Raw genomic sequence first — 24,939 nt, 5'->3', positions numbered from 1 at the left:
GGACCGGGAACTGGACGTGCCAGGTTCAGCGGACGTCAACGAACTGGTTCGTGGCGGCCGACTCGATCATCGCTTCGCAGACCCGAACCACCTGGGCGCCCTGCTCCAGCGTGACGACGTCGGAGTCGCGGCCGAGGATGGCGTCACGGAAGTTCTCGTGCTCGGTGCGCAGCGGCTCCGGTTTCGCGATCGCGAACCTCGTCATGTCGCCTTCCGCGACACCCCGGAACTGGGCGATGTCGTCCCAGGTGGTGGCGATGCGTCCGTTGGCGTAGAACGTCAGGTCCGCGGCGAGGGTGTCCGCGATGAACATGCCCTTCTCGCCCGTCACGATGGTCAACCGCTCCTTGGTGGGGGTCAGCCAGTTGACGAGGTGGTTGGACATCAGGCCACCCGAGAGCTGGCAGGTGGCCGAGACCATGTCCTCGTACTCGCGTCCCGCCTTGAACATGGTGCGGGCCGCGACCAGCTCGTAGTTGCGCTGCGTGACCCACGCGGTCAGGTCGATGTCGTGGGATGCGAGGTCCTTGATCACCCCGACATCCGCGATGCGCGCCGGGAACGGGCCCTGACGGCGGGTGCAGATCTGGTACAGGTCACCCAGTTCACCGGCTTCGAGGCGTTTCCGCAGCTCCTGCAGCGCCGGGTTGTAGCGCTCGATGTGGCCGACGGCCCCGACAAGCCCCTTCGACGCGAACGCCCTGACCAGACGCTGGGCATCCTCGAAGGTCTTCGCGAGGGGCTTCTCGATGAGCGCATGCACGCCGGCCTCGGCCACCTTTAGGCCGATCTCCTCGTGGTACATGGTCGGCGCCGCGATCACCACGTAGTCGAGGTTCTGATCCAGCAGGGCGTCGACGTCGGGCAGTACGGGAAGGTCCCCGGCGACCCCGTGCGGGTCACCCTGGGCGTCGGCCACCGCGACGAGGTCAACCCCGTCGATGGCGCGCAGGTTACGGGCGTGGTGACGCCCCATCATTCCGAGGCCGATGAGGCCGGCACGCAGGTTGCTCATCAGGCACCGGCCTTCGCGAGAGTGTTGACGGCGGTCACGATGCGTTCCAGGTCCTCCTGGCTCAGCGACGGATGCACCGGCAGCGACAGGCACTCCTTGGCGGCACGTTCGGTCTCCGGCAGCTCCACCGGCGCCTGGAACGGCTTCAGGCGGTGGTTCGGGACGGGGTAGAACATCCCGGAACCGACCTGGTACTCCTCCTTCAGCGCCTTCGCAAGGCCGTCGCGGTCCTCGGGGACACGGACGGTGTACTGGTGGAAGACGTGGACGGCGCCGTCGGCGATCGGCGGCGGGGTGACGCCCTCCAGGTTCGCGGACAGGAACGCGGCGTTCTCCTGGCGGGCCTTCGTCCAGGCGGCGACCTTCGTGAGCTGCACCCGGCCGATGGCGGCGTGGATGTCGGTCATGCGGTTGTTCAGGCCGACGACCTCGTTGTGGTACTGCTGCAGCATCCCCTGGTTGCGGTACAGCCGGATGTTGCGCTCGATGGTGGCATCGGCGCAGGAAACCATGCCGCCCTCACCGGAGGTCATGTTCTTGGTGGGGTACAGCGAGAACATCGCAAACTCACCGAAGGCACCCACCGGGGTGCCACCCAGGGAGGCTCCGTGCGCCTGGGCGGCGTCCTCGAACAGCAGCAGCGAGCGCGAATCGGCGATGGTGCGCAGTTCGTCCATCTTGGCGGGGTGGCCGTACAGGTGAACCGGCATGATCGCCTTGGTGCGCTCCGTGATGGAGGCCTCCACGGAGGCGGGGTCGAGGGTGAAGTCGTCGGCGGAGATGTCGGCGAACACCGGGATGGCGCCGGTCAGGGCGACGGAGTTGGCGGTGGCCGCGAAGGTGAACGAGGGCACGATCACCTCGTCGCCCGCGCCGATCCCGCAGGACAGCAGGCCGAGGTGCAGACCGGAGGTGCCGGAGTTGACCGCGACGCAGGCGCGGCCGAGCTTGAAGTGCTCGGAGAACTCGGTCTCGAAGGCCGCAACCTCAGGTCCCTGGGCGATCATGCCGGAACGCAGCACACGGTCCACGGCGGCGCGTTCCTCGTCGCCGATGATCGGCTTTGCGGGGGGAATGAAGGACTGGGTCATCGGGCTTCCTTTACGAGGTTGAGGGTCTCGCCCACCTGCTCGAATTCGTCGCCGGTGTGCGGGTCACGGAATGTGTTCGGGCCGGTTTCCTCGAGTGGGAAACCGGAGCGGCCCACCCATTTGATGCGCCGGGCCGGAACCCCGGCCACCAGCGCGTGGGCGGGAACGTCACGGGTGACGACTGAGCCGGCGGCAACCGTCGCCCACTCGCCGATCGTGACGGGGGCTACGCACACGGCGCGCGCGCCCACGGAGCTGCCGCGCTTCAGGGTCACCCCGACCGGTTCCCAGTCGTGGGCGCTCTTCGAAGTGCCGTCGGGATTGACGGCGCGCGGGAAGGTGTCGTTGGTAAGCACCGCGGCAGGGCCGATGAAGACCCCGTCCTCGAGGTGCGCGGGTTCGTAGACGAGGGCGTAGTTCTGGATCTTGCAGTTGTTCCCGACATGAACACCGCTGCCGATGTAGGCCCCCCGGCCCACGATCACGTTCTCACCGATCTCGGCGCCGCCTCGCACCTGGGCGAGATGCCAGATCGACGAGCCGTCACCGATCCGGACGTCGTCATCCAGGTCAGCCGACGGAAGAATGCGGGGTTCTGCCATGGGGTCCGCCTCTCAATCACTTGGTTTCGGGCAGCAGTCTAGCCCCAGGATCGCTTCCCGATAACCACGTGAACGGCGCCATAAAAACATCAACCGGCGTTCACCGCCCGATACCCGGGAAACGACCCGGTGTCCCCATCCGGGTCGCACCACTCCTTGAAAGACGCGCAACCGCGACCCGCCCGTAGGATCTTCGCAGGAAAAGTTCCCCGACGAGGAGACAAAGATGGACGACAGAATCGAGACCCCGGCGTTCGTGGTGGACGAGAACCTGCTCAAAAAGCAGGTGGGTTCGTTCCGCGACGCCCTCGACCGCGGGTGGCCCGGGGCCGTTCTGTCCTACTCGGTGAAGACGAACTCGCTGCCGTGGCTGGTGGCGTGGATGGGACGCAACGGGGTGCCCGCCGAGGTGGTCTCCGAGGAGGAGTGGCAGCTGGCGTTGCGAGTCGGGCACGCTCCCGCCGAGGTGATCGTCAACGGGCCCGTGAAGACCCGGGAGCTGCTCGCTCAGGCCTTCGACGCGGGGGCGATGGTCAATCTCGATTCGCGGCGGGAGCTGCGCTGGGTGGCCGAGCGGGTCGCCGCCGGGAAACGCGTCGACTCGGTGGGGTTGCGCGTCAACTGGGACGTGGATCGCGACGCCCCCGACCACACCGCCAGCGGGTCGGCGGGGCTGCGTTTCGGTTTCCACGCCGACAACGGTGATCTCGACTCCGCGATCGCCGAGATGCGCGCCGCGGGGGTGCGGATCGCGGGCCTGCACCTGCACGTCACGTCGCTGACGAGGGCCCTCGACACCTACGTCTCCGCCGGTCGCACCGCCCGCCGGATCATCGCGGAACACGGCCTGGAACTCGATTGGATCGACATGGGTGGCGGGTTCTTCGGGGGCGACTCGGATCGTTTCCCGACCCCCGACCAGTACGTCACCGCCATCCGCGACGCCCTGGGGGACGCCGTCGATCCGGCCCGGACCCGGCTGATCATCGAACCGGGCGCGGCCCTGGTGGCGGTGCCCTTCGAGCTGCACACCAGCGTCATCGACACCAAACCGGTGCAGGACCACGTCATCGTCGTCACCGACGGGTCGCGCACCAACCTCGACCCGTTCCTGCGCAAATCGGCCTACGAACACACCGTCCACAGCGACGGTGAACCGTGCCCCACCCCCCAGATCATCTCCGGTTTCACCTGCCTGGACAACGACCGGCTCATGACCCTCACCGACGCCCCGCGCCTGCGGGAGGGCGACCGGATCGTCTACCACAAGGTGGGTTCCTACACGATGACCTTCAATCCGTTGTTCATCCAGTACCTGCCGCGGGTCTATGCTCGGCACGCCGATTCCTCGCTGAGCGTCGTCAGGCAGCGCTGGGGGGTCGATGAATACCTGGCCGGCAACACCTGGCAGTGACCGGAGACGAGACGAAGGAAGAACCGGAGCATGAACGTCCTCATCCTCACCGCGGGCAGCCGCGTCCAGACCGTCACCTATTTCAAACGCGCCTTGGCGGGTCGTGGTCGCGTCATCGCCACCGACGCCTCCGAGCTCGCACCCGCGCTGTACGCGGCCGACGGCCATCACGTCGTGCCGCTGATCAACGACCCCGAATACCTGCCCACCATCCTGCGCATCTGCCGCGACGAGGAGATCTCGGTGGCGCTGTCGCTGCTGGACCCGGAACTGAGTCTCCTCGCCGGGCACGTCGATGAGTTCGAGGCGGTCGGCACGAAGGTGATGATCTCCCCCGCCGAGGTGGTGGAGCGGGCCTTCGACAAGTGGTTGATGTACCAGTGGTTGACGGCGGAGGGGTTGCCGACCCCGCGGTCCTGGATCGACCTCGACGCCTGCCACGCCGACCTCGATGCGGGGGTGGCGCAGTTCCCGTTGTTCGTGAAGTCGCGGACGGGGTCGGCCTCCGCGGGGATCGCGCGGATCGACTCGCGGAGCGAGCTGGACGCGGCCTTCGCCGCCACCCCGGGACTGATCATCCAGGAGTTCCTGCCGGGCGAACCGGTGGACGTGGATGTCTACGTCGACATGATCTCCGGCCAGGTGGCGGCCATGTTCGCGAAGAAGAAGCTGCGGATGCGGGCCGGCACCGCCGACAAGTCGGTGTCGTTCAAGGACGACTCCCTGTTCGCGCTCGTGGAGGACTTCGTGACGCGCTGCGGTTTCCGCGGCACCATCGACGTTGACCTGTTCTCCACCCCCGAGGGCTGGTCGATCCTGGAGGTCAATCCGCGTTTCGGTGGCGTCTACCCGCACGCCTACGAATGCGGCGTCGACTTCCCGTCGCTGCTGCTGAACAACATCGAGGGCAGGGCCAACGAACCGCGCATCGGCGACTACGAGTCCGACTGGGCGATGCTCGGCTACGACGGCGTCATCATGCACCGCATCGAGGGCCTGTCGGAACGCTGACCCGATGTCCCGGGCTGACGGGCCCCTTCCTGGTCCCTGACGGACCGGGGGATAGGGTGGCTCCCATGCGGAATCTCAATGTGGCGGAGTTGGCGGCCAAGGTCGTCGAAGGATCCAGGGGCCATGTGGCAAGGGCCATCACCCTGGTGGAATCGACCAAGCCCGAACACCGGGCGCAGGCCCACGAGCTGCTGCAGTTGATCAATCCGTACACCGGGAAAGCATTCCGCGTCGGCATCTCGGGTGTTCCCGGGGCCGGCAAGTCGACCTTCATCAACGCGATGGGCATCAAACTGATCGACGAGCACCACCACCAGGTCGCGGTGCTCGCCGTCGACCCGTCGTCGACCCGCACCGGCGGCTCCATCCTCGGCGACCGCACCCGCATGGGTGATCTCGCCATGCGGGATGAGGCGTTCATCCGTCCCTCACCGTCGGCCGGGCACCTGGGTGGTGTGGCCCGCGCCACCCGCGAGTCGATGCTGGTGCTGGAGGCCGCCGGCTACGACGTCGTGCTGGTCGAGACCGTGGGTGTGGGGCAGTCGGAGGTGGCTGTCGCGGGCATGGTCGACACCTTCTTGTTCCTGCACGTCGCCCGCACCGGTGATCAGCTGCAGGGCATCAAACGCGGCATCCTGGAACTGGCCGATGTGATCTCCATCACCAAGGCCGACGGCGACAACGAGGGCGAGGCCCGGGTCTCGGCCCGCGAACTCAGCATCGCCATGAAACTCATCTCCAGCGACGAGTCGAGGCGGCGTCCCCCCGTGCTGACCTGCTCCTCCTACACCGGGGCGGGCATGGACGAGCTGTGGGAGGCGGTCACGAAACACCGCGCCGACCTGGAGCAGGCCGGGGAGCTCGTCAGCCGCCGCAGGGCCCAGCAGCGCTCCTGGCTGTGGAACATGGTGGAGCAGGAGATCATCCAGTCGCTGCGCACCTCCCCGGAGGTCCGAAAGGTGGCGGCCCGCGTGGAGGCGGATCTCGCGGCCGAGAGGCTGAGCGCCGTCGAGGGGGCCACCGACATCCTTGAGGCCTTCGCCCGCACCTTCCGTCATTCCTCCCCCGAACCGGCCGGGGAGTGACGGGCGGCACGGGGACCCGGTTTCCGGGTCCCCGACTGCAACGGATAGGTTCTACTTGGCCCCCGCGGACCGGTCAGACCGGTCGTGCGGGCCGCGGCACGAAGCCTCCGGATCCGTTTCACGGTCCACGGGTAGGCGAGTCAGGTGACCGTGGTTGGCCTGTCCTCTAAGCTGGTTCCGTCGAGAGGAGGCTGAATGGGCGTGTTCGACCGCGCTGAGAAAAGGATCGGCGCCGCCGTTGACAAGGTTTTCGCCCGCGCCTTCAAGGGCGACGTGCAGCCCGTCGAGATCGCGGCGGGTATTCAGCGGGAGCTGGATTCCGAGGCCAAGCTCCTCAGCCGCGACAAGCGGCTGGTGCCGAACGTGTTCACAGTCTCCCTCTCCCCCCACGACTACAACAGGTTGTTCCCCTACACCAAAACCCTGAACTCGGAGATCATCCCGGAGCTCAGGGCACACGCCGCGGAACGCTCCTACGTCTTCAACGGATCCATCCAGATCCTCTACATGCTGGAGCAATCGCTGCCGACCGGGCAGTTCCGGGTGACCAGCCAGGCCGTCGCGACGGCCCCCGATCAGCCCCCCGCCCCCAGGCCACGGGCCTCGCAGCAGCTGGTGCTGGAGGTCGGCGGGGTGCGACACCCGCTGGTGCCGCCGGGCTTGGTGATCGGCCGCGGCTCGAACGCCGACCTGCGTGTCAACGACCCCGGGGTGTCGCGTCGCCACGCCATGATCTCGGTTTCCGGGCCGCTGGAGAACCGCACCATCCGCATCGAGGATCTCGGCTCCACCAATGGCATCGTCGTAGACGGGTCCCGGGTGCAGGCGGCTCAGCTCAGGGACGGTTCCCGCATCGAAATCGGCAACACGAGGATGCTGGTGCATTCACCGTCGGAGGCGTGAGCCCATGTCAGATCTCGTCGCAGCGGCGATCAAGATTGTCTTCCTCGCCCTGCTATGGCTGTTCATCGGTATCCTCGCCGATGTGATCCGCAAGGACATGTTCGGCCGGAAGGTGTCGGCCTCCGACCTGCCGGCGAACGAACAGGAGCCCGTGAGGCGCGGCAAGGCGGGTTTCCAGCCCACCCGGTTCGCCATCACCCAGGGCGCCCAGCAGGGGCTCTCCATTCCCCTGGAACCGACCATCAACCTGGGTCGCACCTCCGATTCCACTGTCCTGCTCGACGACGACTACGCCTCCGCCCGTCACGCGCAGCTCGTGCAACGCGACCCCGAAACCTGGGTGGTGACCGATCTCGGGTCCACCAACGGCACCTATGTGAACGGCAAACGCATCACCGAACCCACCCCGATGGGGGTAAACGACATCCTCCGCATCGGCCGCACCATGATGAAGCTGGAGATGTGATGCCGATGTTCTCCCTCGACTTCCGCGTCCACTCCGAGGTGGGACGGGTCCGCAAGAACAACCAGGACGCAGCCTTCGCCAGCCCCAACCTGCTGGTGGTCGCCGACGGCATGGGGGGCGCGGCCGCCGGTGACCTGGCCTCCGCCGTCGCCGCGAAGGAGGCCAGCGAGAGAGACCGGCGTCTCGACAACGAACACCTGGTGGAGCACATGGCGGGCATCGTGCAGCGCGCCAACGACAAACTCGCCGACCTGATCGAGAACAACCCGCAACTGGACGGAATGGGCACCACCTTCTCGGGTGCCGCTTTCTCGGGCACGATGCTGGGCGTCGCGCACATCGGTGACTCGCGTGGCTACCTGCTGCGCGACGACGAACTGAAACAGCTCACCCACGACCACTCGTGGGTGCAGTCGCTGATAGACGAGGGCCGCATCACACCGGAGCAGGCCGCCACCCATCCCCACCGTTCGCTGATCCTGAAGGTCCTCAACGGGGCCGGGGACACGGACCCGGACTTCTTCGAGCTGCCGGTGCTGGAGGGAGACCGGGTGCTGTTCTGCTCCGATGGCCTGTCCGGCCTGATGGGCGAGGACGATCTGCACGAGCTGATGTCCCTCGACGACCTCGACGAGTGCGTCTCACGCCTGTCGGCCCTGGCGAACGAACACGGCGGCCACGACAACATCTCCTTGGTGCTGGCGCAGGTGGTGCCGCAGAACGACGAACTCGACGCCGCCGAACCGCAGCTCGCGGGTTCCGCCCTGGAACGCGAGATCCCCGCCGTCACCCACGAGGAGGAGGAAGGACCGGGCTATCCCGAACCGGAACCCGTCGAGGACCCCGACCACGACTCCACGGAGCGGGCCCGCTACGCCCCCCGGGAAAACAAGAGCAAACACCGCTGGCCCACCGTCCTGGCAGCGGTCATGGCGGGGGCGATCGTGGTTGGGGTGGCCTTCTGGGGGGTGCGGGTCTACAGCTCCTCCCGGTACTTCATAGCGGCCGCCGACGGACGGGTCGGGATCTACAACGGCCTCCCGGGTTCGCTGCTCGGCCACGAGATGAACACCCTGGTGGAGCGCCGCGACACCCAGGTCTCCGACCTCCCGGTGTTCTTCCAGCGGCAGGTGGCCAACACGATCGGTTTCTCCGACCTCGCTTCCGCCAACGATGCGGCGAACCTCCTGGACGGGTACGCGGCCCGCTGCGCCAAGGCACGTCAGCAGCGGCTCGGTCCCATGGCACGCCCGAATGAGCCGCGGCCGAGCGAACCGGAGGGCCCGGGCCTGCCGACGGAACCCAGCGCCGCCGCGTCGCTGTCGAACTCACCGGGGCAGACGAACTATCCGACGTTACTCGCCCCGATGAGCCCGACGGCCGCCGAGGAAGCAGATCCGGAGTCCTGCTGATGTCGGTAATGCAGCAGCCTTCGGCGACGGGCGAGTACATCATCTACCGGCAGCGGCGCGGGGTCGAGTTGGTGCTGACCATGATCGCGTGCGCTTTCGGCGTGGTGGGTTGGGTCGTCTCCTATCTGAATCTGCGGGGCGCACCCCCGAACGACCTGGTGTCCGGCACCCTCGTCTGGTTCGGCATGGCGCTGGCCGCGCACTTCGTCATCAGGTGGCGCATTCCCTACGCGGATCCGGTGATCCTGCCGATCGTGTTCCTGCTCAACGGCCTCGGCCTGGCAATGATCGCCCGCCTCGACAACGCCAAGAACACGCACGCCGCCACGAACCAGCTGCTCTGGACGGGACTCGGCATCATGCTGTTCGCCGCGGTCGTGATCTGGCTGCGTGATCACCGCAGGCTCCAGCGTTTCCCCTACCTGCTTTTTCTGGCGGGCATGGTGTTGTTGCTGCTGCCGCTGGTGCCGGGGGTTGGCCGCGAATTGAACGGCGCACGGATCTGGATCGGGCTCGGTCCCTTCAGTTTCCAGCCCGCGGAGGTGGCCAAGATCCTCCTGGCGCTGGCCTTCGCGGCTTATTTCTACGAGAAACGTGACCTGCTTGCCCTGGCCGGCAGGCGTTTCATCGGCCTTGAGTTCCCCCGGGCCCGTGATCTCGGACCCATCGCGGTGATGTGGTTCCTCTCGCTGGGCATCATGGTCTTCCAGAACGACCTCGGTACCGCCCTGTTGTTCTTCGGCCTGTTCACCTTCATGATCTACGTCGCGACGCAGCGCCCGGCCTGGCCGGCCCTGGCGGGCGTCGCGTTCGTGGTCGCGGGGTTGTTGGCGTGGCGGTTCACCAGCCACGTGCCGCGCCGGGTCAATTCCTGGCTGAACCCGTTCAGCGACTACGACGCCAACTACCAGATCATCCAGGCCCAGTTCGGTTACGCCTGGGGCGGGTTGTTCGGGCGCGGCTGGGGGCAGGGTTCGCCGTGGTTGACGCCCATGAACGAAAGCGATTTCATCGCCGCCAGCCTCGCCGAGGAGATCGGAATCGTCGGCATGATGGCGGTCGTGCTGCTGTACGGGTTCATCGTCGCCCGCGGCATGAAGACCGCGCTGATCTGTCCTGACGGTTTCGGGAAACTCTTGGCGGGCGGGCTCGCGTTCACCTTCGCGTTGCAGGTGTTCTCGATCATCGGCGGCATCACCCGTCTGCTTCCCCTGACCGGTTTGACGACGCCGTTCATGTCGCAGGGCGGGTCCTCCCTGATAGCGAACTGGATGATCATCGGCATCATGCTGGTGATCTCCCACCGTGCGCGCATGCCCCAGCGTGCCACGGCCACCCCACAGGAGCTGATGACTCCTGCCCAGTCGACGGCGGTGATTGCGAAATGAACGATCCCCTGCGGAAGGTCAGCATTTTCATCTCGCTGCTGATGGCGGCGCTGCTTGTGAACATCACCTGGCTCGCCGTTGCCAGGTCGGAGGCCATGCTCAAGGATCCACGGAACGTGCGTGTCAGGGATGCCGAGTTCAACACCAACCGGGGCGCGATCCTCGTCGGCAACGACGCGATCGCCATGTCGTCGCCCACGTCCGGGAAGTTCCCGTGGCAGCGCACCTTCCCGCAGGGCGAGACTTACTCCTCGGTGACCGGCTGGTACTCGTACACCTACGGCAAGCAGGAGCTGGAGCGGAACTGGAACGCGGAACTGACGGGCACGGCGTCGTCGCAGACGATCACGCGGCTGGTCGACCTGTTGACGGGCAAGAAACCGCAGGGCGCGAACCTGAACACGACGCTGAACCCGAAGGCGCAGGCCGCTGCGGTCAAGGCGCTGGGGAAGCAGCAGGGGGCGGCCATCGCCATCGACTACACCACCGGCGAGATCCTGGCCCTGGTCTCCACCCCCACCTACGACCCGAACCTGTTGGCCTCCTCCGATCCCTCGACGGAAGCGCAGAACTGGAATTCCCTGGTCAACGATCCCGCGGAGCCGTTGAAGAACCGGGCGGTGCGGGAGATCTTCCCCCCCGGTTCCACCTTCAAGCTGGTGACGGCCGCGGCCGCGCTGGAGTCCGGGCACACCCCGTCGTCCACCGTCGCCTCCCCGACCAGCTACCAGGCCCCGGGATCCAGCCACGGAATCGGCAACTCCACGGACTGCGGCGGCACGGAAACCACCCTCGAACACGCGCTGGCGACGTCCTGCAACACCGCCTTCGCGAAACTGGGTGTGGATCTGGGGCAGGCGAAGATGCTCGACACGGCACAGCGTTTCGGTTTCAACTCGGCTCCGGGCATCGACCTGACGTCGTCGACGTCCAAGTTCCCCACGCAGATGGATCCCGCCTACCTGGCCCAGTCCAGCATCGGGCAGTACGAGGTGGCCGCCACCCCGCTGCAGATGCTGATGGTGGCCTCCGCCATTGCGAACAACGGGGTGTTGATGAAACCACACGTGGTCAAGAGCGTCACCGGAAGCGACCTCAAGGTGATCCAGACGATCCAACCCGAGCAGGCGGGCCGTCCGATCAGTGAGGGCACGGCCAAGCAGCTCAAACAGATGATGGAGAAGGTGGTCAGCGACGGCACCGGCGCGCCCGCGCAGGTCAGGGGGCTCACCATCGGGGGCAAAACCGGTACCGCCCAGTCGGATCCCAACCGTCCCCCCTACGCGTGGTTCGTCGGCTACGCCACCGAGCCACATGTCGCCGTGGTGACTTTCGTGCAGAGCACTTCGGTCGAACGCAACGACATCTCGGGCGGCAAGGTCGCCGCGCCGGTGTTCAAGGCTGTAGTGGAGTCCCTCCGATGAGGACGGGCAGAAACTGGCCCGATGGGCCACAATGGTTCCCGATCAACCGAAAGGACCAGTGCGATGACTGAGCGCGGCACCCTGCTGGGCGGGCGTTATGAGCTCGACCAGATCATTGGGCGTGGCGGCATGGCGGAGGTGTGGCGGGCCCGCGACCTGCGGCTCGTCCGTGACGTGGCCATCAAACGCCTGCGCATCGACCTGGCCAGCGACCCCACCTTCCAGGCCCGGTTCCGCCGCGAGGCGCAGTCTGCGGCGGGCCTGAACCATCCGAACATCGTCGCCGTCTACGACACCGGTGAGGAACGCGACACCAAGTCGGACGTGATGGTGCCCTACATCGTGATGGAGCTCGTCGAGGGCGTGACCCTGCGGGAGGTGCTGCGCGACGGTCGCAAGATCGTGCCCGCCCGTGCGCTGGAGTTCACCGCCGGGGTGTTGGACGCGTTGTCGTACAGCCACCGGGCCGGGATCATCCACCGCGACATCAAACCGGCCAACGTGATGCTCACCCCCGCCGGCACCGTGAAGGTGATGGATTTCGGCATCGCCCGGGCCGTGGCCGACACCTCGGCGACGATGACTCAGACAGCTGCTGTGATCGGCACCGCGCAGTACCTGTCCCCGGAGCAGGCGCGCGGGGAGAAGGTCGATCAGCGTTCGGACCTGTACTCGGTGGGTTGCCTGCTCTACGAACTGCTGTGTTCGGAGCCTCCGTTCAAGGGCGACTCCCCCGTCTCGGTCGCCTATCAGCACGTCCGGGAAACACCCGTGCCGCCCAGTCAGCGCGACCCGGAGGTCACCCCGCCGATGGACGCCATCACGTTGAAGGCGTTGGCGAAGTCACCGAATGACCGCTACCAGGATGCCCGCGAGTTCCGTGAGGACATCCTGCGGGCGCTGAACGGGCAACCCGTGATGGCGGCCTACTCCTCGCCGGTGGAGATGCCGACGACGGTGATGTCGTCCCCCGCCCGGCGTGCGGCACCGACCCTCATCGCCACGCCGACGGATGCCAACAACACCGCGGAAAGCACCTCGGTGAATGGCGCTGTCGGCGCCATGGTCGACACCGTGGATCCCGAGGAGCCCGAGGGGGAGCCGAAGAAGAAACGCAAGACCGCAGTGGTCGTCTCGGTGCTGGTCGGGTTGCTGGTGATAGGCATCGCGGCGGCCCTCTACATGGTGCTCAATTCGGGGCCGAAACAGGTCGCGGTGCCGAACGTCGTCGGGGAGCTCCAGGCCAGCGCGGAAACCACTTTGAAGGGGCAGGGCTTCGAGACGAAGGTTGAGAACGTCGAGTCCGACGACGCCAACAAGGGCAAGGTGGTCGACACCGACCCGAAGTCCGGGGTGCAGGCCCTGTACGGGAGCGTCGTGACCCTGAAGGTCGGCGTGGGCCCGACCCAGCTGAAAGTCCCAGACGTGAAGGGCAAATCCTTCGACGAGGCCTCGAAGGCGCTGAAGGATGCCGGTTTCACGGGCACGATCTCCAAGGCCGACATGGATCCGGCGAAAGAGGGCCCGGACGCCGTGAAGGATCAGGCACAGGAAACCGAACCGGCCGCGGGTCAGGCCGCCCCCCCGGACCAGGACATCACTGTACGGATCGCCACGGGCAAGTCCGCGGTGCCCGACTTCACCGGCATGACCGCCGACCAGGTCCGCTCCTTGGTCAGTCAGATGGGCTTCAAGAACAAGGTGAACGTGTTGGAGAAGGAGAGCACTGCGCAGGAGCCCGGGAAGGTCTTCGCCCAGGAGCCCGAGGAGAAAACGGCTCTGGATCGCAAGTCGGGGAAGATCACCATCACCATCGCAAAGGCCGCCCCCACCACCGCGAAAATGCCGAACCTGATCGGCATGGACGAGAATCAGGCCATCCAAGCCTTCAAGAATGCCGGTTTCACGGGCAATCTGCGCATCACGAAGGTGACGACGACCGACCCCACCAAACCGGCCAACAGGATCTACTCGCAGAGCGTCGCACCGGATACGGAGCTGGAAAAGAACTCCTCCGACGTCTCGGTGGAGATCGCCATACCTCCGCAGGCGCCGAATCCGTCCAAACCCGCTCCGACGCCGTCGTCATCTCCGACCGGCTGATCCGGTTTTAGCCCGGTCGGCACGGAAGCTCCGCTCCCGCTTGCCGACCGGGTTGGTTTGTCCGCGCCTCAGAGATCGACGTCGGCGTCGACCAGGGGGCCGAGGTGAGCGGCTCGGGTCGGAGCGTCGGTGTCACCGCAGATGACCAGCCAGTTGGCGAACATCTGGTAGCCGCCCTCGGTGAGCACCGATTCGGGATGGAACTGGACCGCCTCCATGGGCCATTCGCGGTGACGCACGGCCATGATGACCCCGGAATCGGTGCGGGCCGTGACCTCCAGTTCCTCCGGGAGTTTCTCCTCAACGGCGGCGAGGGAGTGGTAACGGGTGGTACGCAGCGGAGACGGCAAACCGGTGAAGACCCCTTTCCCGTCGTGGGTCACGGGCGAGACCTTGCCGTGCAGCAGTTCGCTGGCACGGTCGACGAGACCGCCGAGGGCGACGGCCATTGCCTGGAGCCCCAGACAGACCCCGAACAACGGTTTGTGCCCGCCGAGTCGCCGGATGACGTCGACGCACACCCCGGCGCGTTCCGGGGTGCCGGGACCGGGTGAGAGCAGCACCCCGTCGAAGGTGTCCTCCCAGCCGGGCTCCGCGAATCGCGGGTCGTCGTTGCGCCACACAGCCACGTCGGCGCCGATCTGGGCCAGGTAGGAGACGATGTTGTAGACGAACGAGTCGTAGTTGTCGATGACGAGGATGCGTGCCACGGCGGCAATTCTGTCACGCTGCGGCAATCGATGCGCCGTGCGCCGCGGCGCGTTCTTCACCGGTGCCGGTAGGAAAGCCGTTGGGCCCGCAGGAAGGGCCCAACGGCTTTGGTGTCAGCTACCCGGCGCTGTATCCGGTTCGGGGCAGTCCGGGTTTGAGCGGCGACCTACTGGGCGGCACCGAGGTCGGTGAAGGCAGTCCCGTCGACGGCGATGCCGTGGGAGTTGCCGATGGTGGCAGGGGGTCCGGTGGCCTTGGCGGAGAAGGCTTCCGCCTGCTCAGGCCGAGAATGAATCACCTAGCTGAACGACCGACAACGGCTTGGGAAATGGATGCGGAGGCCTCCATCACCTCATCGGCTTTCGCCACCGCCGGATGCGATATAATCGAGGCGACAAACAGCACCGCCAACACAATCAATCGAATTAATTTTCTCAAAACTCCTCCGCTCTTTTCTGTCACCAAAACCAATTCACTGGACCACTACGGAGATTCAGATACATTCAACGTAATGATCAGCTCATCGGGTTCAGCTTCGGGAATATGCACATAACAGTCGCGGCGCGGTTCAGGCTTTTCTCCGTGCCAGGTACTGACACGAGAACGACTGCCTTCAAAGGGGCTAACCCAGCCCGATTCCTTGGCGAAGGCAACCGCCCGGTCAAAAACCTCCTGGCGATCATCATCACCCAAGGAGAACACTCTCCTCACCTCGGTGAACCGAGGCTTGCCCAACGGACGCCGATACCCCCGCTCAGTGCCCTCCTTCAGGGTCAGGCCCAACAGATCCTTCGCTGCCATGGGATCCTCCAGGAGAACCGGCAACTGCGACCGATCCTCCACCAAATCACCCGCGACACCGCAACCAACCAGCGCTCCTGCACCCACCAGCAACACACCCCGCCGCGACCACGAAACAAAGCCGTCATGAACCCCTCTGTCCACCATGCAACAATCCAACCACACCACACAACCAGCCAGAAATGATCCGTTTGGAGGACAGGGCCCGAACTTTTTACACGAGAGCAGAACACACCGACATCGAGACTTCTCCACCAGCCACCCCCAGCAAGCAAAGCCCCTAGTCAAATCGCATTTGATGATGACCGCAAGCAAACCTCGCGGCCTTGGACTCATTCAAATTTCAGCCACCCCCACTCACGGCACCTCAACAACCCTGAGTATGATTATCAGATCAGCCAGGTTATCGTCGGAGATGAAGACACTGCAGCCACGTCGCGGGGCAAATTTCTTCCCACACCACACCATATTGGGCGGCAGACCACTCTCAAACTCCTTTTTCCAGCCCGCTTCCTTGGCGAAGGCAACCGCCCGATCAAAAACCTCCTGACGATCATCATCACCCAAGGAGAATGTTCTCCACACCTCGGTGAACTTGGGCTTACCCAAGGGACGCCGATACCCACTCTCGAACCCCTCCTTCAGAGTCAGACCCAACAGATCCTTCGCTGCCATGGGATCCTCCAGGAGAACCGGCAACTGCGACCGATCCTCCACCAAATCACCCGCGACACCGCAACCAACCAGCGCTCCTGCACCCACCAGCAACACACCCCGCCGCGACCACGAAACAAAGCCGTCATGAACCCCTCTGTCCACCATGCAACAATCCAACCACACCACACTCACGGCACCTCAACAACCTCGAGTATGATTATCAGGTCGGCCGAGTCATCGTCAGAAATAAAAACACCACAATCACGTCGGGGATTCTTTTTTTGACCATCCCATACCATTTTGGGCGGCAAACCGCTATCGTACTCCTTTTTCCAGCCCGATTCCTTGGCGAAGGCAACCGCCCGGTCAAAAACCTCCTGACGATCATCATCACCCAAGGAGAACACTCTCCTCACCTCGGTGAACCGAGGCTTGCCCAACGGACGCCGATACCCCCGCTCAGTGCCCTCCTTCAGGGTCAGGCCCAACAGATCCTTCGCTGCCATGGGATCCTCCAGGAGAACCGGCAACTGCGACCGATCCTCCACCAAATCACCCGCGACACCGCAACCAACCAGCGCTCCTGCACCCACCAGCAACACACCCCGCCGCGACCACGAAACAAAGCCGTCATGAACCCCTCTGTCCACCATGCAACAATCCAACCACACCACACAGCCAGTCAGAACCAAACCGGGCGAAGGACGAAATCCGGAAGTTCACGCAAGAGTAGGGACGTGCCAGCATGGCCCGTTCGGACCACCCCTCCGTCACTGCCACACCGAGCCGACTTGGCGCGGGGCAGCGATTCCCATTACTTGGGTTTTGCGTGGGTGATTCCCAAAGCACCCTGAAAAGCCGGCAGGGACAGGGAGGATTCCGTGGTTTCCCGGTATCCCAGGCCGTATGCGTCGGCGTACTGCCGGTAAATGGTCAACGCCCGGGATTCCTTCAGGGCCGCGGCCATGCGACCGGCGTCGCCGATCGCCTCGATCACGTAGGGCGGCGCGTAGGGAATGCCGTGCAGGACAACAGAGTTGCCCACACACTTGATTCCCGACGTGGTGATGATCCGCTGCCCCTGGATGCTGACCGCCTCCGCTCCCCCCTTCCAGAGGGCATTGACGACGGCCTGGATGTCCTGCTGGTGCACCACCAGGGCGTCGTCGTCGACTCCTGCGGGTTTCACGTCGTTGGGGGCGTCGGTGAGGGTCACCCGCATCCCGGGACCGGTCACGGGAACCGCGGCCGCTTGTTCGGCCACCTCGCGCTGCTGGCGTTCCAGCTCCGGAGATGCACCCTGCTGATGTCCGAGCTCCTCCACCTCGGAGCGCACCTTGGCGACCTCTCGGCGCAGCTGCTCGTTTCGCTGGGCCTGGGTGGTGACCAGGCCGCGCAGGTCCGTGTTGCGGTCGGAACGCAGATCGGTGCCGCGGGCCGCCAAGGCCGATGCGGTGAGCATTGCACCCGCCAGGACACAGATGATTCCCGTGCCAACCCTGCCCCGAAGACTCCTGGGGTTCTCCTCACCGCGGGGCCCCCTGATTCGCCCCAGGAGACGGGCCAGACGGGTCTCGCTCATGGAGCAACCCTACGCGGTGCGGGTGCCAGATGTGTTTCCTACCGCCCGACTCCACTAATCTTGGTTGGCAGAGGCGAAAGGAGGGGCGCGGTGCCCGAGTCCAAGGTGCGCAAGGAAGCCAAGAACAAGGCGCGCAAAAAGCAGTCCGAAGAGCTCGAGAAGGCTCGTAAGGAACGCAGGGATCGCAAACGCTTGGCTGCCAACACCGAACGCAGGTGGGTTCCTTGGGTTTTCATCCCGGTCGGGCTGCTGGGTGTGCTCTGGATGGTGACCTGGAACCTGGCTGGGGTTCACATCGAATTCATGCGGGCGCTGGGTGACTGGAACATCCTGATCGCCCTCGGCCTGATCATCGCCTGCTTCAGCCTGATGACGCTCTGGAAGTAGCCGATGGGCTGGGAATACACCGACGGCGAGGCCGTCGGCCTCTTCGATGCGGTGATCCTGGATCACGACGGAACCATCGTCAATTCCCACGACGCCATGGTCCGCGCCTACACCCGCTGGGCCGGGGAGTACGGCGTCGACCTGAACGAGATGCCGAAGTACATGGGCATGCCGAGCCGCGCCCTGACGGAGGCTCTGGTTCCCGACGCGAAACGTTGGGACGAGGCGGCGGAACGCATCGAGGAGCTGGAGGTCTCCGACACCGCGGGGGTGGTCCCCATGCCGGGTGCGGTCGACGCCTTCCGGGTGCTTCCGGGCGACGCGGTGGCGATCGCGACCTCCTGCACACAGCCTCTCCTCGATGCCCGGCTGAACGCGGCCGGCCTGCCCCATCCCCGCGTGGTGGTGACCCGCGACCAGGTGGAGCACGGCAAACCCGCCCCCGACTCATTTCTGTTGGCCGCGAAACGGCTCGGTGTGGAACCGTCGCGTGCGCTCGTGGCGGAGGACGCCTTCGCGGGCATCGCCGCCGCCCGGGCCGGTGGTTTCCCGACGCTGGGGATCCTCAGCACCCACACCGCCGACGCCCTCCGCGCCGATGTGCACGTGACGGACCTGTCGCAGGTGACCTGGGATGTGAGCGGCGAGGGCATCCGCGTGATCGTTCACGCCACCCGCTGACGATTCATCCGCTCCGGCCGTGACCGGTAGAATGCCCTGCCGTGACTGAAGCGCGTATGCAGGCAACCGAACCCACCGACTCGGAGCAGACGACGGTCCGCAAGGAGAAGCGGGCGCGGCTGCTGGCCGCCGGGTCCGAGCCCTACCCCGCGGATCTGGTCCGCAGCCACACCCTCCTTCAGGTGCGTGAGGGCTGGGGGCATCTGGAGGCCGGGGAGGAAACCGACGACGTGGTGCAGGTCGGCGGTCGCGTCGTTTTCATCCGCAACACCGGAAAACTGGCCTTCGCGACCCTGCAGGACGGATTCACCCCCGGCAACAACGGTGAACGCCTCCAGGTGATGTTGTCGCTCGCGGAGGTCGGAGCGGAGGCCCTGGCGGCCTGGAAGTCGGATGTTGACCTGGGCGATCACGTCTGGGTGGAGGGTCGTGTCATCTCGTCGAAACGCGGTGAGTTGTCGGTGATGGCGAAGCGGTGGCGGATGGCGTCGAAGGCCCTGCGTCCGCTCCCGGTGCTGCACAAGGAACTGTCCGAGGAGAGCAGGGTGCGTCGCCGCTACGTCGACCTGATCGCCCGCGAGGATGCGCGCGCCATGGTGCGCAAGCGCGCAGCCATCACCCACGCCATTCGCGACACCCTGTATCGGCAGGGCTACATCGAGGTGGAGACCCCGCAGCTGCAGCTAGTCCACGGCGGCGCCGCGGCCCGGCCGTTCACCACGCACCTGAACGCCTTCGACATCGACATGAGCCTGCGCATCGCGCTGGAGCTGCACCTCAAACGCACCATGGTCGGTGGCGCGGATCGCGTCTACGAGATGGGACGGGTGTTCCGCAACGAGGGCATCGACTCGTCGCACTCCGCGGAGTTCACGATGCTGGAGGCCTACCAGTCGTGGGGTGACCAGCGGACCATTGCGCAGCTGATCCAGGAAATCATCGTCGCCGCCGCCGACGCCGTCGGTTCCCGGCAGATCGAAACCGACAAGGGAACCATCGACCTCGACGGTCAGTGGCGGTGGTTGCCGTTCTTCGACGGGTTGAGCGAGGCCGCGGGTCGCGAGATCACGGTCGAGACCTCCTTGGAGGAGTTGAGGGCCGTCGCCGACGAACGCGAGGTGGAGTACGACCCGAAGTGGAACGCGGGCAAGTTGTCGTTGGAGCTGTTCGGGGATCTCGTGGAGCCCGGGTTGATCCAGCCGACCTTCGTCCACGACTATCCGTCGCTGGCGCAGCCCCTCGCCCGTCCGCACCGCTCCGAGCCCGGGAAGATCGAGGCCTGGGACCTGATCATCGGCGGCATGGAACGCGGCACTGGTTTCACCGAACTCATCGACCCGGTGATCCAGCGTGAGGTGCTGGTGAGCCAGTCCCTCGCCGCGGCCGCCGGGGATCCGGAGGCGATGCAGTTCGACGAGGACTTCTTGGAGGCCCTCGAATACGGGGCCCCGCCGATGGGTGGAATGGGGCTCGGCATCGACCGCCTGGTGATGCTCCTCAACCCGGGAGCGGGCATCCGGGAGACGATTCTCTATCCCCTGCTGCGTCCCTCCGCGGGCTGAGGAACCATCGACCTCAGCGGAACACCATCGACAAGAACCCGCAGAACATCATCACTCCCGCACCGATCGCGAACCACTGCATTGGAATGTAGAAAAGGGTGTGGATGTTCTTGAGCTGACTGAGTATCTCGGGGCTCTCCGCAGCGATCAGCTGTTCGACCTGGGCGTAGCCCTCCTCCCTGGAGGAAGGCACCGGGAGGCCGGGAGTCATCTGAAACTGACCCGCATCAACGCGGGCGCGCAGCTCGGCGCGTCGCTGTCCCTGCCATTCGGCGAGCCTGGTTTGCGGGCGTATCACGTTGAACCACCGCCCACACAGGAACCCCAGGGCGCCACCGACGAGCGCGCCGAGAGCAATGACGATATTGGTAATAGCGCTCTTGCTTCCATACAGGCTCGCCGGTAAGGCACCGATGACGAACGCGGTCAATACAGGGATGCCAGCCCCCAGAAGCCCCCAGCCACGAAAAATGATCATGCCCGAATGTTAACGGGTTCCCGGCTCTGCGGTGAGGAGTTTTGATTATTTCAACAACACATCGAGGTCACGACACGAAGAAGGACGCGATGAAACCTCCCAGGGCCAGTACCCCGATCCCCAGACCCACCATGTGGAGCGACACTCCGTAGAGGGAGTGCTGATTGAGCATCCTCGGCAACAGGTCCCGGGCCTCGCGCTCCAGCAGCTCATTCGCCTGCGCGTACCCCTCCTCCTTGCTGGTGGGGACAGGAGCGCCGGGAGTGATCTGGAACTGACCCTGATCCACCAAGGAGCACAATTCCACGCGTCGCGCCGACTTCCACTCCTCCAGTTTGGTGAAGGGGCGTTTCTGGTTCAGCCACCGCCCCAGGAACCATGCCCCCACGGCACCCAGAAAGCCCCCGACGAGGGCCAACTTCAGAAACATTGCGTCGGACAGTTTGAGCGACGAAGCGATCGCCAGCATGATGCCGGCCCCTAGAACGGGCAGAACTATGCCCATTCCGCCCCAACCCCTGTAGATGATCATGCATGAACTTTAGCCAACGGGGGCGACGCTCACCTCTCCTTCGGAAAATCCGGGGCAGGCAGCCGTGGTCACTGGTGGCGCTCCCCCGTCAGCATGGTCAGGATCAGGACGTTTTTTTCGGGGGCGTCGGAGGGACAGTCGACGCGGTGCGTGAGGTGACTGGTCAGGTGCAGCACGACCCCCGGCCCCATCTCCACCACGTCGTCGCCGCAGGTGAACAGCAGCCTGCCCTGCGCGCACTGCACCAGGATGGGGTGCGCTGCCTTGTGGTCGTCGAGGCACTGGCCCGGCGCGAAGTTCATGAGGATGACGTTGGCTCCATCACCCTGGAGTTGCCTGCGCACGCCGGGGCGTGGGCGCGACGGATCGGTTTCCGGGGCGGATGCGACGGAGTCGATCACGGTCATCGTCCCACCGCTACCCGACACCTCCGGGGTGCCGAAGACGTCGGGGGTGTTAACGGGAACCTGGTTCTGTTCGGCCATGGGATCTCCTTGCTGATCAGGCGGGGCGGTGCTGGTGGACACGGTACCCGGCGGCGAACATGCCCTTCATGTTGACGCCTGCCAGGGCGCGGTCGAGCTGCTGCGGGTTCGGGGAGACGAACCCGGTGATGGTGTCGACGCCGTGGTCGAACAGCACCGGATTCAGCGGAACCGACGGGCCGACCAGCACGGTGTGGGCATTGCGCGACAGTTCGATCAGGCGCGGCGCGGTCTTGTTGACGAAGGCTGAACCGGAGATGAACACGTAGTCGCATTCGGGTAGGAGGTATTCGCAGGCGGAATCGGGGTAGTCGCCGGACTGCGGGTTGCGTTCCAAGCAGATGTATTCCCCCGCCGCCTCAAGGGCTTTCTGGGCGAAGGGGAAGTGCCCGACCACCGCTACTTTCTTGCCCGCGACGTCGGTTGCGTAGGGGTCGAAAACCATGCCCCAGTTGATGCCCTGCCCGGTGGGGACGAAACCGTTCGCCTCGGCGGTTTCCGGGCGGCTGTGCCAGGAGTTGATGGCCGCCTGCCCGATGGAGGACTCGGCCAGGTTCCAGCTGCGGATCAGGCCCGCGGCCTCGCGAAGCGCAATCCCGTCGAGGGTGACCCCGGGGAAGGTGTCGGGGCGGGTCTTGACGTTCATGGTCCACGCCATGCCGATGCCACCCGCCGAGTTGATCACCCGGGTCCACTGGGCACCGACGTTCACCGTGGTCAGGGTCACCTCCTCCGGAATCGCGTCGATCAGGGCGTCGTAGATTTCCCAAGGGTTTGGCATGTCGTTCTCCGTCTGGCCAAGGTGAGGCTTACCCGCTGGAGAGTACACCGCGGATTTCGTCGCCAAAAGCCCTTGGCATCATCGCCATAAAGCGCTATCATCGTCCCATGACGATGAAAGAGCCGGAAACTCCCGACACCGAGATGGCGGCAACGCTGTTCCGCTCCCTCGCCGATCCGAACAGGTTGGCCATCGTCAAACACCTGATGCTGTCGGAGCACCGGGTGGCCGACCTCGTCGGACACCTGGGGCTGGCGCAGTCCACGGTGTCGGCCCACGTCCGGGGATTGCGGGACAGCGGACTGCTGACCGCACGGGTGAGAGGCCGCGCCACTTTCTATTCCTTGGCCGAACCAGAACTGACGACGAATCTATTGGCCGCCGCCGACGACCTTCTGGTCGCAACCGGCGAGGTGCCAGTCATCTGCGAACCGGAAGTCGAAGCACCATGAGCGAACACCACGACCACGACACCCACGAAAACGAGCACCACAACCCCGGGCATCACGGACACGGCCACGGGCATGGGCACAGCCACAATCACGCGCACGGCTCGACGAACCGGAAACGCCTCGGAATCGCGCTGGGCATAACCGGTTTGATCTTCGCCGCCGAGGTGGTTGGCGCGATCGTGACGGACAGCCTGGCGCTGCTCGTCGATGCCGGACACATGCTGACCGATTCCCTCGGCCTGGTGGTGGCGCTCATCGCGGCGACGTTGATGAAACGTCCCCCCTCGGAGCGTCACACCTGGGGTTGGCAGCGCGCGGAGGTGTTGTCCGCAGGGGCGCAGTCCGCGATCCTGCTGTGTGTCGGAGGCTACGCCATCTACGAGGGCGTGCTTCGTCTGTTCGCTCCCCCGGAGGTGGAGGCGGGCGGCGTGGCCGTCATCGGTGTGGTCGGTCTGCTGGGCAATGTGGCATCGCTGCTGGTGCTGATGGGCGGCAAGGACAGCAACCTGAACATGCGGGCCGCTTTCCTGGAGGTGTTGAATGATGCTCTCGGGTCGGTGGCGGTGATCGTCTCCGCGGTGGTGATCGCCCTGACGGGGTGGACCCGTGCCGACACCATCGCCGGTCTTCTCGTGGCAGCGCTGATCGTTCCGCGGGCCCTGAAACTGCTGCGGGAGTCGGGTTCGATCCTGCTGGAGGCCACGCCAACCGAACTGGACCTGAACAAGGTGAGGCGGCACCTGCTGGAAAGGCCCCACGTGAAGGGGGTCCACGACCTCCACGCCTCCGTCGTCTCCACCGAGCTTCCGATTCTGACTGCCCATGTGGTCCTCGCCGACGAATGTTTCACCGATGGGCACTCGCAGGAGATTCTGGCCGATATCCAGGAGTGCCTGATCAAACATCACGAGATCCGCATCGAGCACTGCACTCTGCAACTGGAGTCGGAAGAAGTGGCGGAAAAGCACAAGGAATACCTGCACACGTAAGGCTCGCAGGACAAGCAGGTCGCGGTTCCATCCCGAAAGATTCCACGAAACTTGTTCGCGGCCATCCTCAAACCCGCCTTGACCAAGGGCGCCAACCATCGATGAGCGGCCTGCACAGAAACCTCACGGGATCACTTTCACCCACACCAACGACCTGCTCTTCATATTTCGCACAAAAATCGCCGGGGAAACCGCAGACGGGACAAAATCGCCCAATCCGGTTTCCCCGGCGATCTTCGATTCAGATCATCGACGAGATCCAGCCCGGAAAGCCAAAACAACCCACGACACAGAAACAAGCAGCCAGCGCGGCCGGTTAGTCTCGGTAGAGTCCAGCCTAGAAGGCCGGAACAATGCCTCGGCCATGACACCGATTCGGTGCAGGCCATCATGTCTCAATGGAGTCCGGCCTAGAAGGCCGGAACAATAGCGCCGCCGACTGGCGTGGCAAGTATCAGACCCTTGTCGCGTATCAATGGAGTCCGGCTTAGAAGGCCGGAACAATGCAAACTCTCCGGACTCCGCTCACGTGGGATCCGGACGTCTCAATGGAGTCCGGCCTAGAAGGCCGGAACAATGACGAGACCCGCACGCTCATCGTCGGGGCGAAGCAGTCTCAATGGAGTCCGGCCTAGAAGGCCGGAACAATGTGGGGCTACTGGAATGGGGCCTTGGTTCGAATCAAGTGGTATCAATGGAGTCCGGCCTAGAAGGCCAGAACAATGACGACGCGGACGAGGACACGGCCCGGGATGTGTGCCAGTCTCAATGGAGTCCGGCCTAGAAGGCCGGAACAATGCGAGTCCGGACTGGCCTATGACGAGTATCACCAGATGTCTCAATGGAGTCCGGCCTAGAAGGCCGGAACAATGAGGCTTTGTGTGCGTGAACCCCTTGATGGCCGCTAGCCGTCTCAATGGAGTCCGG

The 24,939-nt window shown here is 65.1% G+C and carries 28 protein-coding genes and 1 CRISPR repeat array (1 of these 29 only partly in view); of the genes, 14 read left to right on the top strand and 14 right to left on the bottom strand.

Going from position 1 to position 24,939, the window contains the following annotated elements; translation table 11 throughout:
- Positions 1-25: 25 nt before the first annotated feature.
- The 3 genes from ACO6D6_RS13125 to ACO6D6_RS13115 are packed head-to-tail and all read right to left on the bottom strand — an operon-like array spanning position 26 to position 2,708.
- Complete coding sequence (locus tag ACO6D6_RS13125) at positions 26-1,015, bottom strand: Gfo/Idh/MocA family protein (protein ID WP_484785692.1); 990 nt, start codon at positions 1,013-1,015, stop codon at positions 26-28.
- Positions 1,015-2,106 (bottom strand): DegT/DnrJ/EryC1/StrS family aminotransferase, encoded by a 1,092-nt coding sequence (locus ACO6D6_RS13120; protein ID WP_484785691.1) that lies wholly within the window; start codon positions 2,104-2,106, stop codon positions 1,015-1,017. The genes ACO6D6_RS13125 and ACO6D6_RS13120 overlap by 1 nt, the downstream gene beginning before the upstream one ends.
- Positions 2,103-2,708 (bottom strand): acyltransferase, encoded by a 606-nt coding sequence (locus ACO6D6_RS13115; protein ID WP_484785690.1) that lies wholly within the window; start codon positions 2,706-2,708, stop codon positions 2,103-2,105. The genes ACO6D6_RS13120 and ACO6D6_RS13115 overlap by 4 nt, the downstream gene beginning before the upstream one ends.
- 226 nt (positions 2,709-2,934) lie before the next feature.
- On the opposite strand from ACO6D6_RS13115, the gene ACO6D6_RS13110 reads away from it, so the two are divergent.
- The 9 genes from ACO6D6_RS13110 to pknB all read left to right on the top strand — a co-directional run bounded on the left by ACO6D6_RS13110 (position 2,935) and on the right by pknB (position 13,914).
- Entirely contained in the window at positions 2,935-4,122 is a 1,188-nt protein-coding gene (locus tag ACO6D6_RS13110) for a type III PLP-dependent enzyme domain-containing protein (protein ID WP_484785689.1), read from the top strand.
- A gap of 30 nt (positions 4,123-4,152) precedes the next feature.
- On the top strand, positions 4,153-5,133 hold the full coding sequence (locus tag ACO6D6_RS13105; protein WP_484785688.1) for an ATP-grasp domain-containing protein: 981 nt from the start codon (positions 4,153-4,155) through the stop codon (positions 5,131-5,133).
- Between the two features lie 65 nt (positions 5,134-5,198).
- Complete coding sequence (gene meaB / locus ACO6D6_RS13100; RefSeq protein WP_484785687.1) at positions 5,199-6,218, top strand: methylmalonyl Co-A mutase-associated GTPase MeaB; 1,020 nt, start codon at positions 5,199-5,201, stop codon at positions 6,216-6,218.
- 195 nt (positions 6,219-6,413) lie between these two features.
- Positions 6,414-7,121 (top strand): FHA domain-containing protein, encoded by a 708-nt coding sequence (locus ACO6D6_RS13095; protein ID WP_484785686.1) that lies wholly within the window; start codon positions 6,414-6,416, stop codon positions 7,119-7,121.
- Positions 7,122-7,125: 4 nt separating this feature from the next.
- On the top strand, positions 7,126-7,587 hold the full coding sequence (locus ACO6D6_RS13090; protein WP_484785685.1) for an FHA domain-containing protein FhaB/FipA: 462 nt from the start codon (positions 7,126-7,128) through the stop codon (positions 7,585-7,587).
- Complete coding sequence (locus tag ACO6D6_RS13085) at positions 7,587-8,999, top strand: PP2C family protein-serine/threonine phosphatase (protein ID WP_484785684.1); 1,413 nt, start codon at positions 7,587-7,589, stop codon at positions 8,997-8,999. Before ACO6D6_RS13090 ends, ACO6D6_RS13085 begins: the two co-directional genes overlap by 1 nt.
- A gap of 8 nt (positions 9,000-9,007) precedes the next feature.
- Positions 9,008-10,387, top strand: a complete 1,380-nt coding sequence (locus ACO6D6_RS13080; protein ID WP_484785700.1) for an FtsW/RodA/SpoVE family cell cycle protein — start codon at positions 9,008-9,010, stop codon at positions 10,385-10,387.
- Positions 10,384-11,811 carry a peptidoglycan D,D-transpeptidase FtsI family protein gene (locus ACO6D6_RS13075; protein WP_484785683.1) on the top strand — a complete coding sequence of 476 codons (1,428 nt, stop codon included), beginning with the start codon at positions 10,384-10,386 and terminating at the stop codon, positions 11,809-11,811. Before ACO6D6_RS13080 ends, ACO6D6_RS13075 begins: the two co-directional genes overlap by 4 nt.
- Positions 11,812-11,874: 63 nt before the next feature.
- Positions 11,875-13,914 (top strand): Stk1 family PASTA domain-containing Ser/Thr kinase, encoded by a 2,040-nt coding sequence (gene pknB, locus ACO6D6_RS13070; protein ID WP_484785682.1) that lies wholly within the window; start codon positions 11,875-11,877, stop codon positions 13,912-13,914.
- 68 nt (positions 13,915-13,982) lie between these two features.
- Here the strand turns inward: pknB and ACO6D6_RS13065 are convergent, their stop codons facing one another.
- The 7 genes from ACO6D6_RS13065 to ACO6D6_RS13035 form a co-directional block, all read right to left on the bottom strand.
- Positions 13,983-14,624, bottom strand: coding sequence for an aminodeoxychorismate/anthranilate synthase component II (locus ACO6D6_RS13065; RefSeq protein ID WP_484785681.1), 642 nt, complete (start codon positions 14,622-14,624; stop codon positions 13,983-13,985).
- A gap of 167 nt (positions 14,625-14,791) precedes the next feature.
- The gene (locus ACO6D6_RS13060; RefSeq protein ID WP_484785680.1) at positions 14,792-14,923 is read right to left on the bottom strand and encodes a hypothetical protein; all 132 of its coding nucleotides are present in this window, start codon (positions 14,921-14,923) and stop codon (positions 14,792-14,794) included.
- On the bottom strand, positions 14,920-15,087 hold the full coding sequence (locus tag ACO6D6_RS13055) for a hypothetical protein (RefSeq protein WP_484785679.1): 168 nt from the start codon (positions 15,085-15,087) through the stop codon (positions 14,920-14,922). The genes ACO6D6_RS13060 and ACO6D6_RS13055 overlap by 4 nt, the downstream gene beginning before the upstream one ends.
- Positions 15,088-15,108: 21 nt before the next feature.
- Entirely contained in the window at positions 15,109-15,573 is a 465-nt protein-coding gene (locus ACO6D6_RS13050) for a hypothetical protein (RefSeq protein ID WP_484785678.1), read from the bottom strand.
- A gap of 210 nt (positions 15,574-15,783) precedes the next feature.
- Entirely contained in the window at positions 15,784-16,248 is a 465-nt protein-coding gene (locus ACO6D6_RS13045; RefSeq protein WP_484785677.1) for a hypothetical protein, read from the bottom strand.
- A gap of 23 nt (positions 16,249-16,271) precedes the next feature.
- Positions 16,272-16,736 carry a hypothetical protein gene (locus tag ACO6D6_RS13040; protein ID WP_484785676.1) on the bottom strand — a complete coding sequence of 155 codons (465 nt, stop codon included), beginning with the start codon at positions 16,734-16,736 and terminating at the stop codon, positions 16,272-16,274.
- A gap of 161 nt (positions 16,737-16,897) precedes the next feature.
- The gene (locus ACO6D6_RS13035; protein WP_484785675.1) at positions 16,898-17,665 is read right to left on the bottom strand and encodes a DUF881 domain-containing protein; all 768 of its coding nucleotides are present in this window, start codon (positions 17,663-17,665) and stop codon (positions 16,898-16,900) included.
- A 90-nt stretch (positions 17,666-17,755) separates the two neighbouring features.
- On the opposite strand from ACO6D6_RS13035, the gene ACO6D6_RS13030 reads away from it, so the two are divergent.
- The 3 genes from ACO6D6_RS13030 to lysS are packed head-to-tail and all read left to right on the top strand — an operon-like array spanning position 17,756 to position 20,295.
- Positions 17,756-18,052 (top strand): cell division protein CrgA, encoded by a 297-nt coding sequence (locus tag ACO6D6_RS13030; protein WP_484785674.1) that lies wholly within the window; start codon positions 17,756-17,758, stop codon positions 18,050-18,052.
- A gap of 3 nt (positions 18,053-18,055) precedes the next feature.
- Positions 18,056-18,733, top strand: coding sequence for an HAD-IA family hydrolase (locus ACO6D6_RS13025; RefSeq protein WP_484785673.1), 678 nt, complete (start codon positions 18,056-18,058; stop codon positions 18,731-18,733).
- 56 nt (positions 18,734-18,789) lie between these two features.
- Entirely contained in the window at positions 18,790-20,295 is a 1,506-nt protein-coding gene (gene lysS, locus ACO6D6_RS13020; RefSeq protein ID WP_484785699.1) for a lysine--tRNA ligase, read from the top strand.
- 13 nt (positions 20,296-20,308) lie between these two features.
- Here lysS and ACO6D6_RS13015 read toward each other — a convergent pair whose 3' ends face one another.
- From ACO6D6_RS13015 to ACO6D6_RS13000, 4 genes are all read right to left on the bottom strand, one after another.
- Positions 20,309-20,773: a hypothetical protein gene (locus tag ACO6D6_RS13015; RefSeq protein WP_484785672.1), complete on the bottom strand. Its 465-nt coding sequence runs from the start codon at positions 20,771-20,773 to the stop codon at positions 20,309-20,311.
- Positions 20,774-20,840: 67 nt separating this feature from the next.
- On the bottom strand, positions 20,841-21,305 hold the full coding sequence (locus tag ACO6D6_RS13010) for a hypothetical protein (protein ID WP_484785671.1): 465 nt from the start codon (positions 21,303-21,305) through the stop codon (positions 20,841-20,843).
- Between the two features lie 68 nt (positions 21,306-21,373).
- Positions 21,374-21,790 carry a cupin domain-containing protein gene (locus ACO6D6_RS13005; protein WP_484785670.1) on the bottom strand — a complete coding sequence of 139 codons (417 nt, stop codon included), beginning with the start codon at positions 21,788-21,790 and terminating at the stop codon, positions 21,374-21,376.
- 16 nt (positions 21,791-21,806) lie between these two features.
- A complete protein-coding gene (locus ACO6D6_RS13000) occupies positions 21,807-22,571 on the bottom strand; it encodes a Rossmann-like domain-containing protein (RefSeq protein ID WP_484785669.1) in 765 nt (254 codons plus the stop codon).
- A 107-nt stretch (positions 22,572-22,678) separates the two neighbouring features.
- Between ACO6D6_RS13000 and ACO6D6_RS12995 the strand changes: the two genes are divergently transcribed.
- Together ACO6D6_RS12995 and ACO6D6_RS12990 are read left to right on the top strand one after the other, a co-directional pair.
- The gene (locus ACO6D6_RS12995) at positions 22,679-23,023 is read left to right on the top strand and encodes an ArsR/SmtB family transcription factor (RefSeq protein WP_484785668.1); all 345 of its coding nucleotides are present in this window, start codon (positions 22,679-22,681) and stop codon (positions 23,021-23,023) included.
- Complete coding sequence (locus tag ACO6D6_RS12990; RefSeq protein ID WP_484785667.1) at positions 23,020-24,012, top strand: cation diffusion facilitator family transporter; 993 nt, start codon at positions 23,020-23,022, stop codon at positions 24,010-24,012. Before ACO6D6_RS12995 ends, ACO6D6_RS12990 begins: the two co-directional genes overlap by 4 nt.
- A gap of 319 nt (positions 24,013-24,331) precedes the next feature.
- Positions 24,332-24,939: direct repeats of the CRISPR family, unit length 36 nt; unit sequence GTCTCAATGGAGTCCGGCCTAGAAGGCCGGAACAAT; it runs 6,332 nt beyond the window's last position.

Source organism: Arachnia sp. (genome assembly GCF_057238465.1).
Note: the sequence above shows the minus strand (reverse complement) of the source record. Positions and strands in the feature narration are given on the sequence as shown.

Excerpts from the sequence above, each read along its gene's own strand:
- ACO6D6_RS13125 (WP_484785692.1), bottom strand. The coding sequence starts at position 1,015 with ATGAGCAACCTGCGTGCCGGCCTCATCGGCCTCGGAATGATGGGGCGT.
- ACO6D6_RS13120 (WP_484785691.1), bottom strand. The coding sequence starts at position 2,106 with ATGACCCAGTCCTTCATTCCCCCCGCAAAGCCGATCATCGGCGACGAG.
- ACO6D6_RS13115 (WP_484785690.1), bottom strand. The coding sequence starts at position 2,708 with ATGGCAGAACCCCGCATTCTTCCGTCGGCTGACCTGGATGACGACGTC.
- ACO6D6_RS13110 (WP_484785689.1), top strand. The coding sequence starts at position 2,935 with ATGGACGACAGAATCGAGACCCCGGCGTTCGTGGTGGACGAGAACCTG.
- ACO6D6_RS13105 (WP_484785688.1), top strand. The coding sequence starts at position 4,153 with ATGAACGTCCTCATCCTCACCGCGGGCAGCCGCGTCCAGACCGTCACC.
- meaB (WP_484785687.1), top strand. The coding sequence starts at position 5,199 with ATGCGGAATCTCAATGTGGCGGAGTTGGCGGCCAAGGTCGTCGAAGGA.
- ACO6D6_RS13095 (WP_484785686.1), top strand. The coding sequence starts at position 6,414 with ATGGGCGTGTTCGACCGCGCTGAGAAAAGGATCGGCGCCGCCGTTGAC.
- ACO6D6_RS13090 (WP_484785685.1), top strand. The coding sequence starts at position 7,126 with ATGTCAGATCTCGTCGCAGCGGCGATCAAGATTGTCTTCCTCGCCCTG.
- ACO6D6_RS13085 (WP_484785684.1), top strand. The coding sequence starts at position 7,587 with ATGCCGATGTTCTCCCTCGACTTCCGCGTCCACTCCGAGGTGGGACGG.
- ACO6D6_RS13080 (WP_484785700.1), top strand. The coding sequence starts at position 9,008 with ATGCAGCAGCCTTCGGCGACGGGCGAGTACATCATCTACCGGCAGCGG.
- ACO6D6_RS13075 (WP_484785683.1), top strand. The coding sequence starts at position 10,384 with ATGAACGATCCCCTGCGGAAGGTCAGCATTTTCATCTCGCTGCTGATG.
- pknB (WP_484785682.1), top strand. The coding sequence starts at position 11,875 with ATGACTGAGCGCGGCACCCTGCTGGGCGGGCGTTATGAGCTCGACCAG.
- ACO6D6_RS13050 (WP_484785678.1), bottom strand. The coding sequence starts at position 15,573 with ATGGTGGACAGAGGGGTTCATGACGGCTTTGTTTCGTGGTCGCGGCGG.
- ACO6D6_RS13045 (WP_484785677.1), bottom strand. The coding sequence starts at position 16,248 with ATGGTGGACAGAGGGGTTCATGACGGCTTTGTTTCGTGGTCGCGGCGG.
- ACO6D6_RS13040 (WP_484785676.1), bottom strand. The coding sequence starts at position 16,736 with ATGGTGGACAGAGGGGTTCATGACGGCTTTGTTTCGTGGTCGCGGCGG.
- ACO6D6_RS13035 (WP_484785675.1), bottom strand. The coding sequence starts at position 17,665 with ATGAGCGAGACCCGTCTGGCCCGTCTCCTGGGGCGAATCAGGGGGCCC.
- ACO6D6_RS13025 (WP_484785673.1), top strand. The coding sequence starts at position 18,056 with ATGGGCTGGGAATACACCGACGGCGAGGCCGTCGGCCTCTTCGATGCG.
- lysS (WP_484785699.1), top strand. The coding sequence starts at position 18,790 with ATGCAGGCAACCGAACCCACCGACTCGGAGCAGACGACGGTCCGCAAG.
- ACO6D6_RS13015 (WP_484785672.1), bottom strand. The coding sequence starts at position 20,773 with ATGATCATTTTTCGTGGCTGGGGGCTTCTGGGGGCTGGCATCCCTGTA.
- ACO6D6_RS13010 (WP_484785671.1), bottom strand. The coding sequence starts at position 21,305 with ATGATCATCTACAGGGGTTGGGGCGGAATGGGCATAGTTCTGCCCGTT.
- ACO6D6_RS13005 (WP_484785670.1), bottom strand. The coding sequence starts at position 21,790 with ATGGCCGAACAGAACCAGGTTCCCGTTAACACCCCCGACGTCTTCGGC.
- ACO6D6_RS13000 (WP_484785669.1), bottom strand. The coding sequence starts at position 22,571 with ATGCCAAACCCTTGGGAAATCTACGACGCCCTGATCGACGCGATTCCG.
- ACO6D6_RS12995 (WP_484785668.1), top strand. The coding sequence starts at position 22,679 with ATGACGATGAAAGAGCCGGAAACTCCCGACACCGAGATGGCGGCAACG.
- ACO6D6_RS12990 (WP_484785667.1), top strand. The coding sequence starts at position 23,020 with ATGAGCGAACACCACGACCACGACACCCACGAAAACGAGCACCACAAC.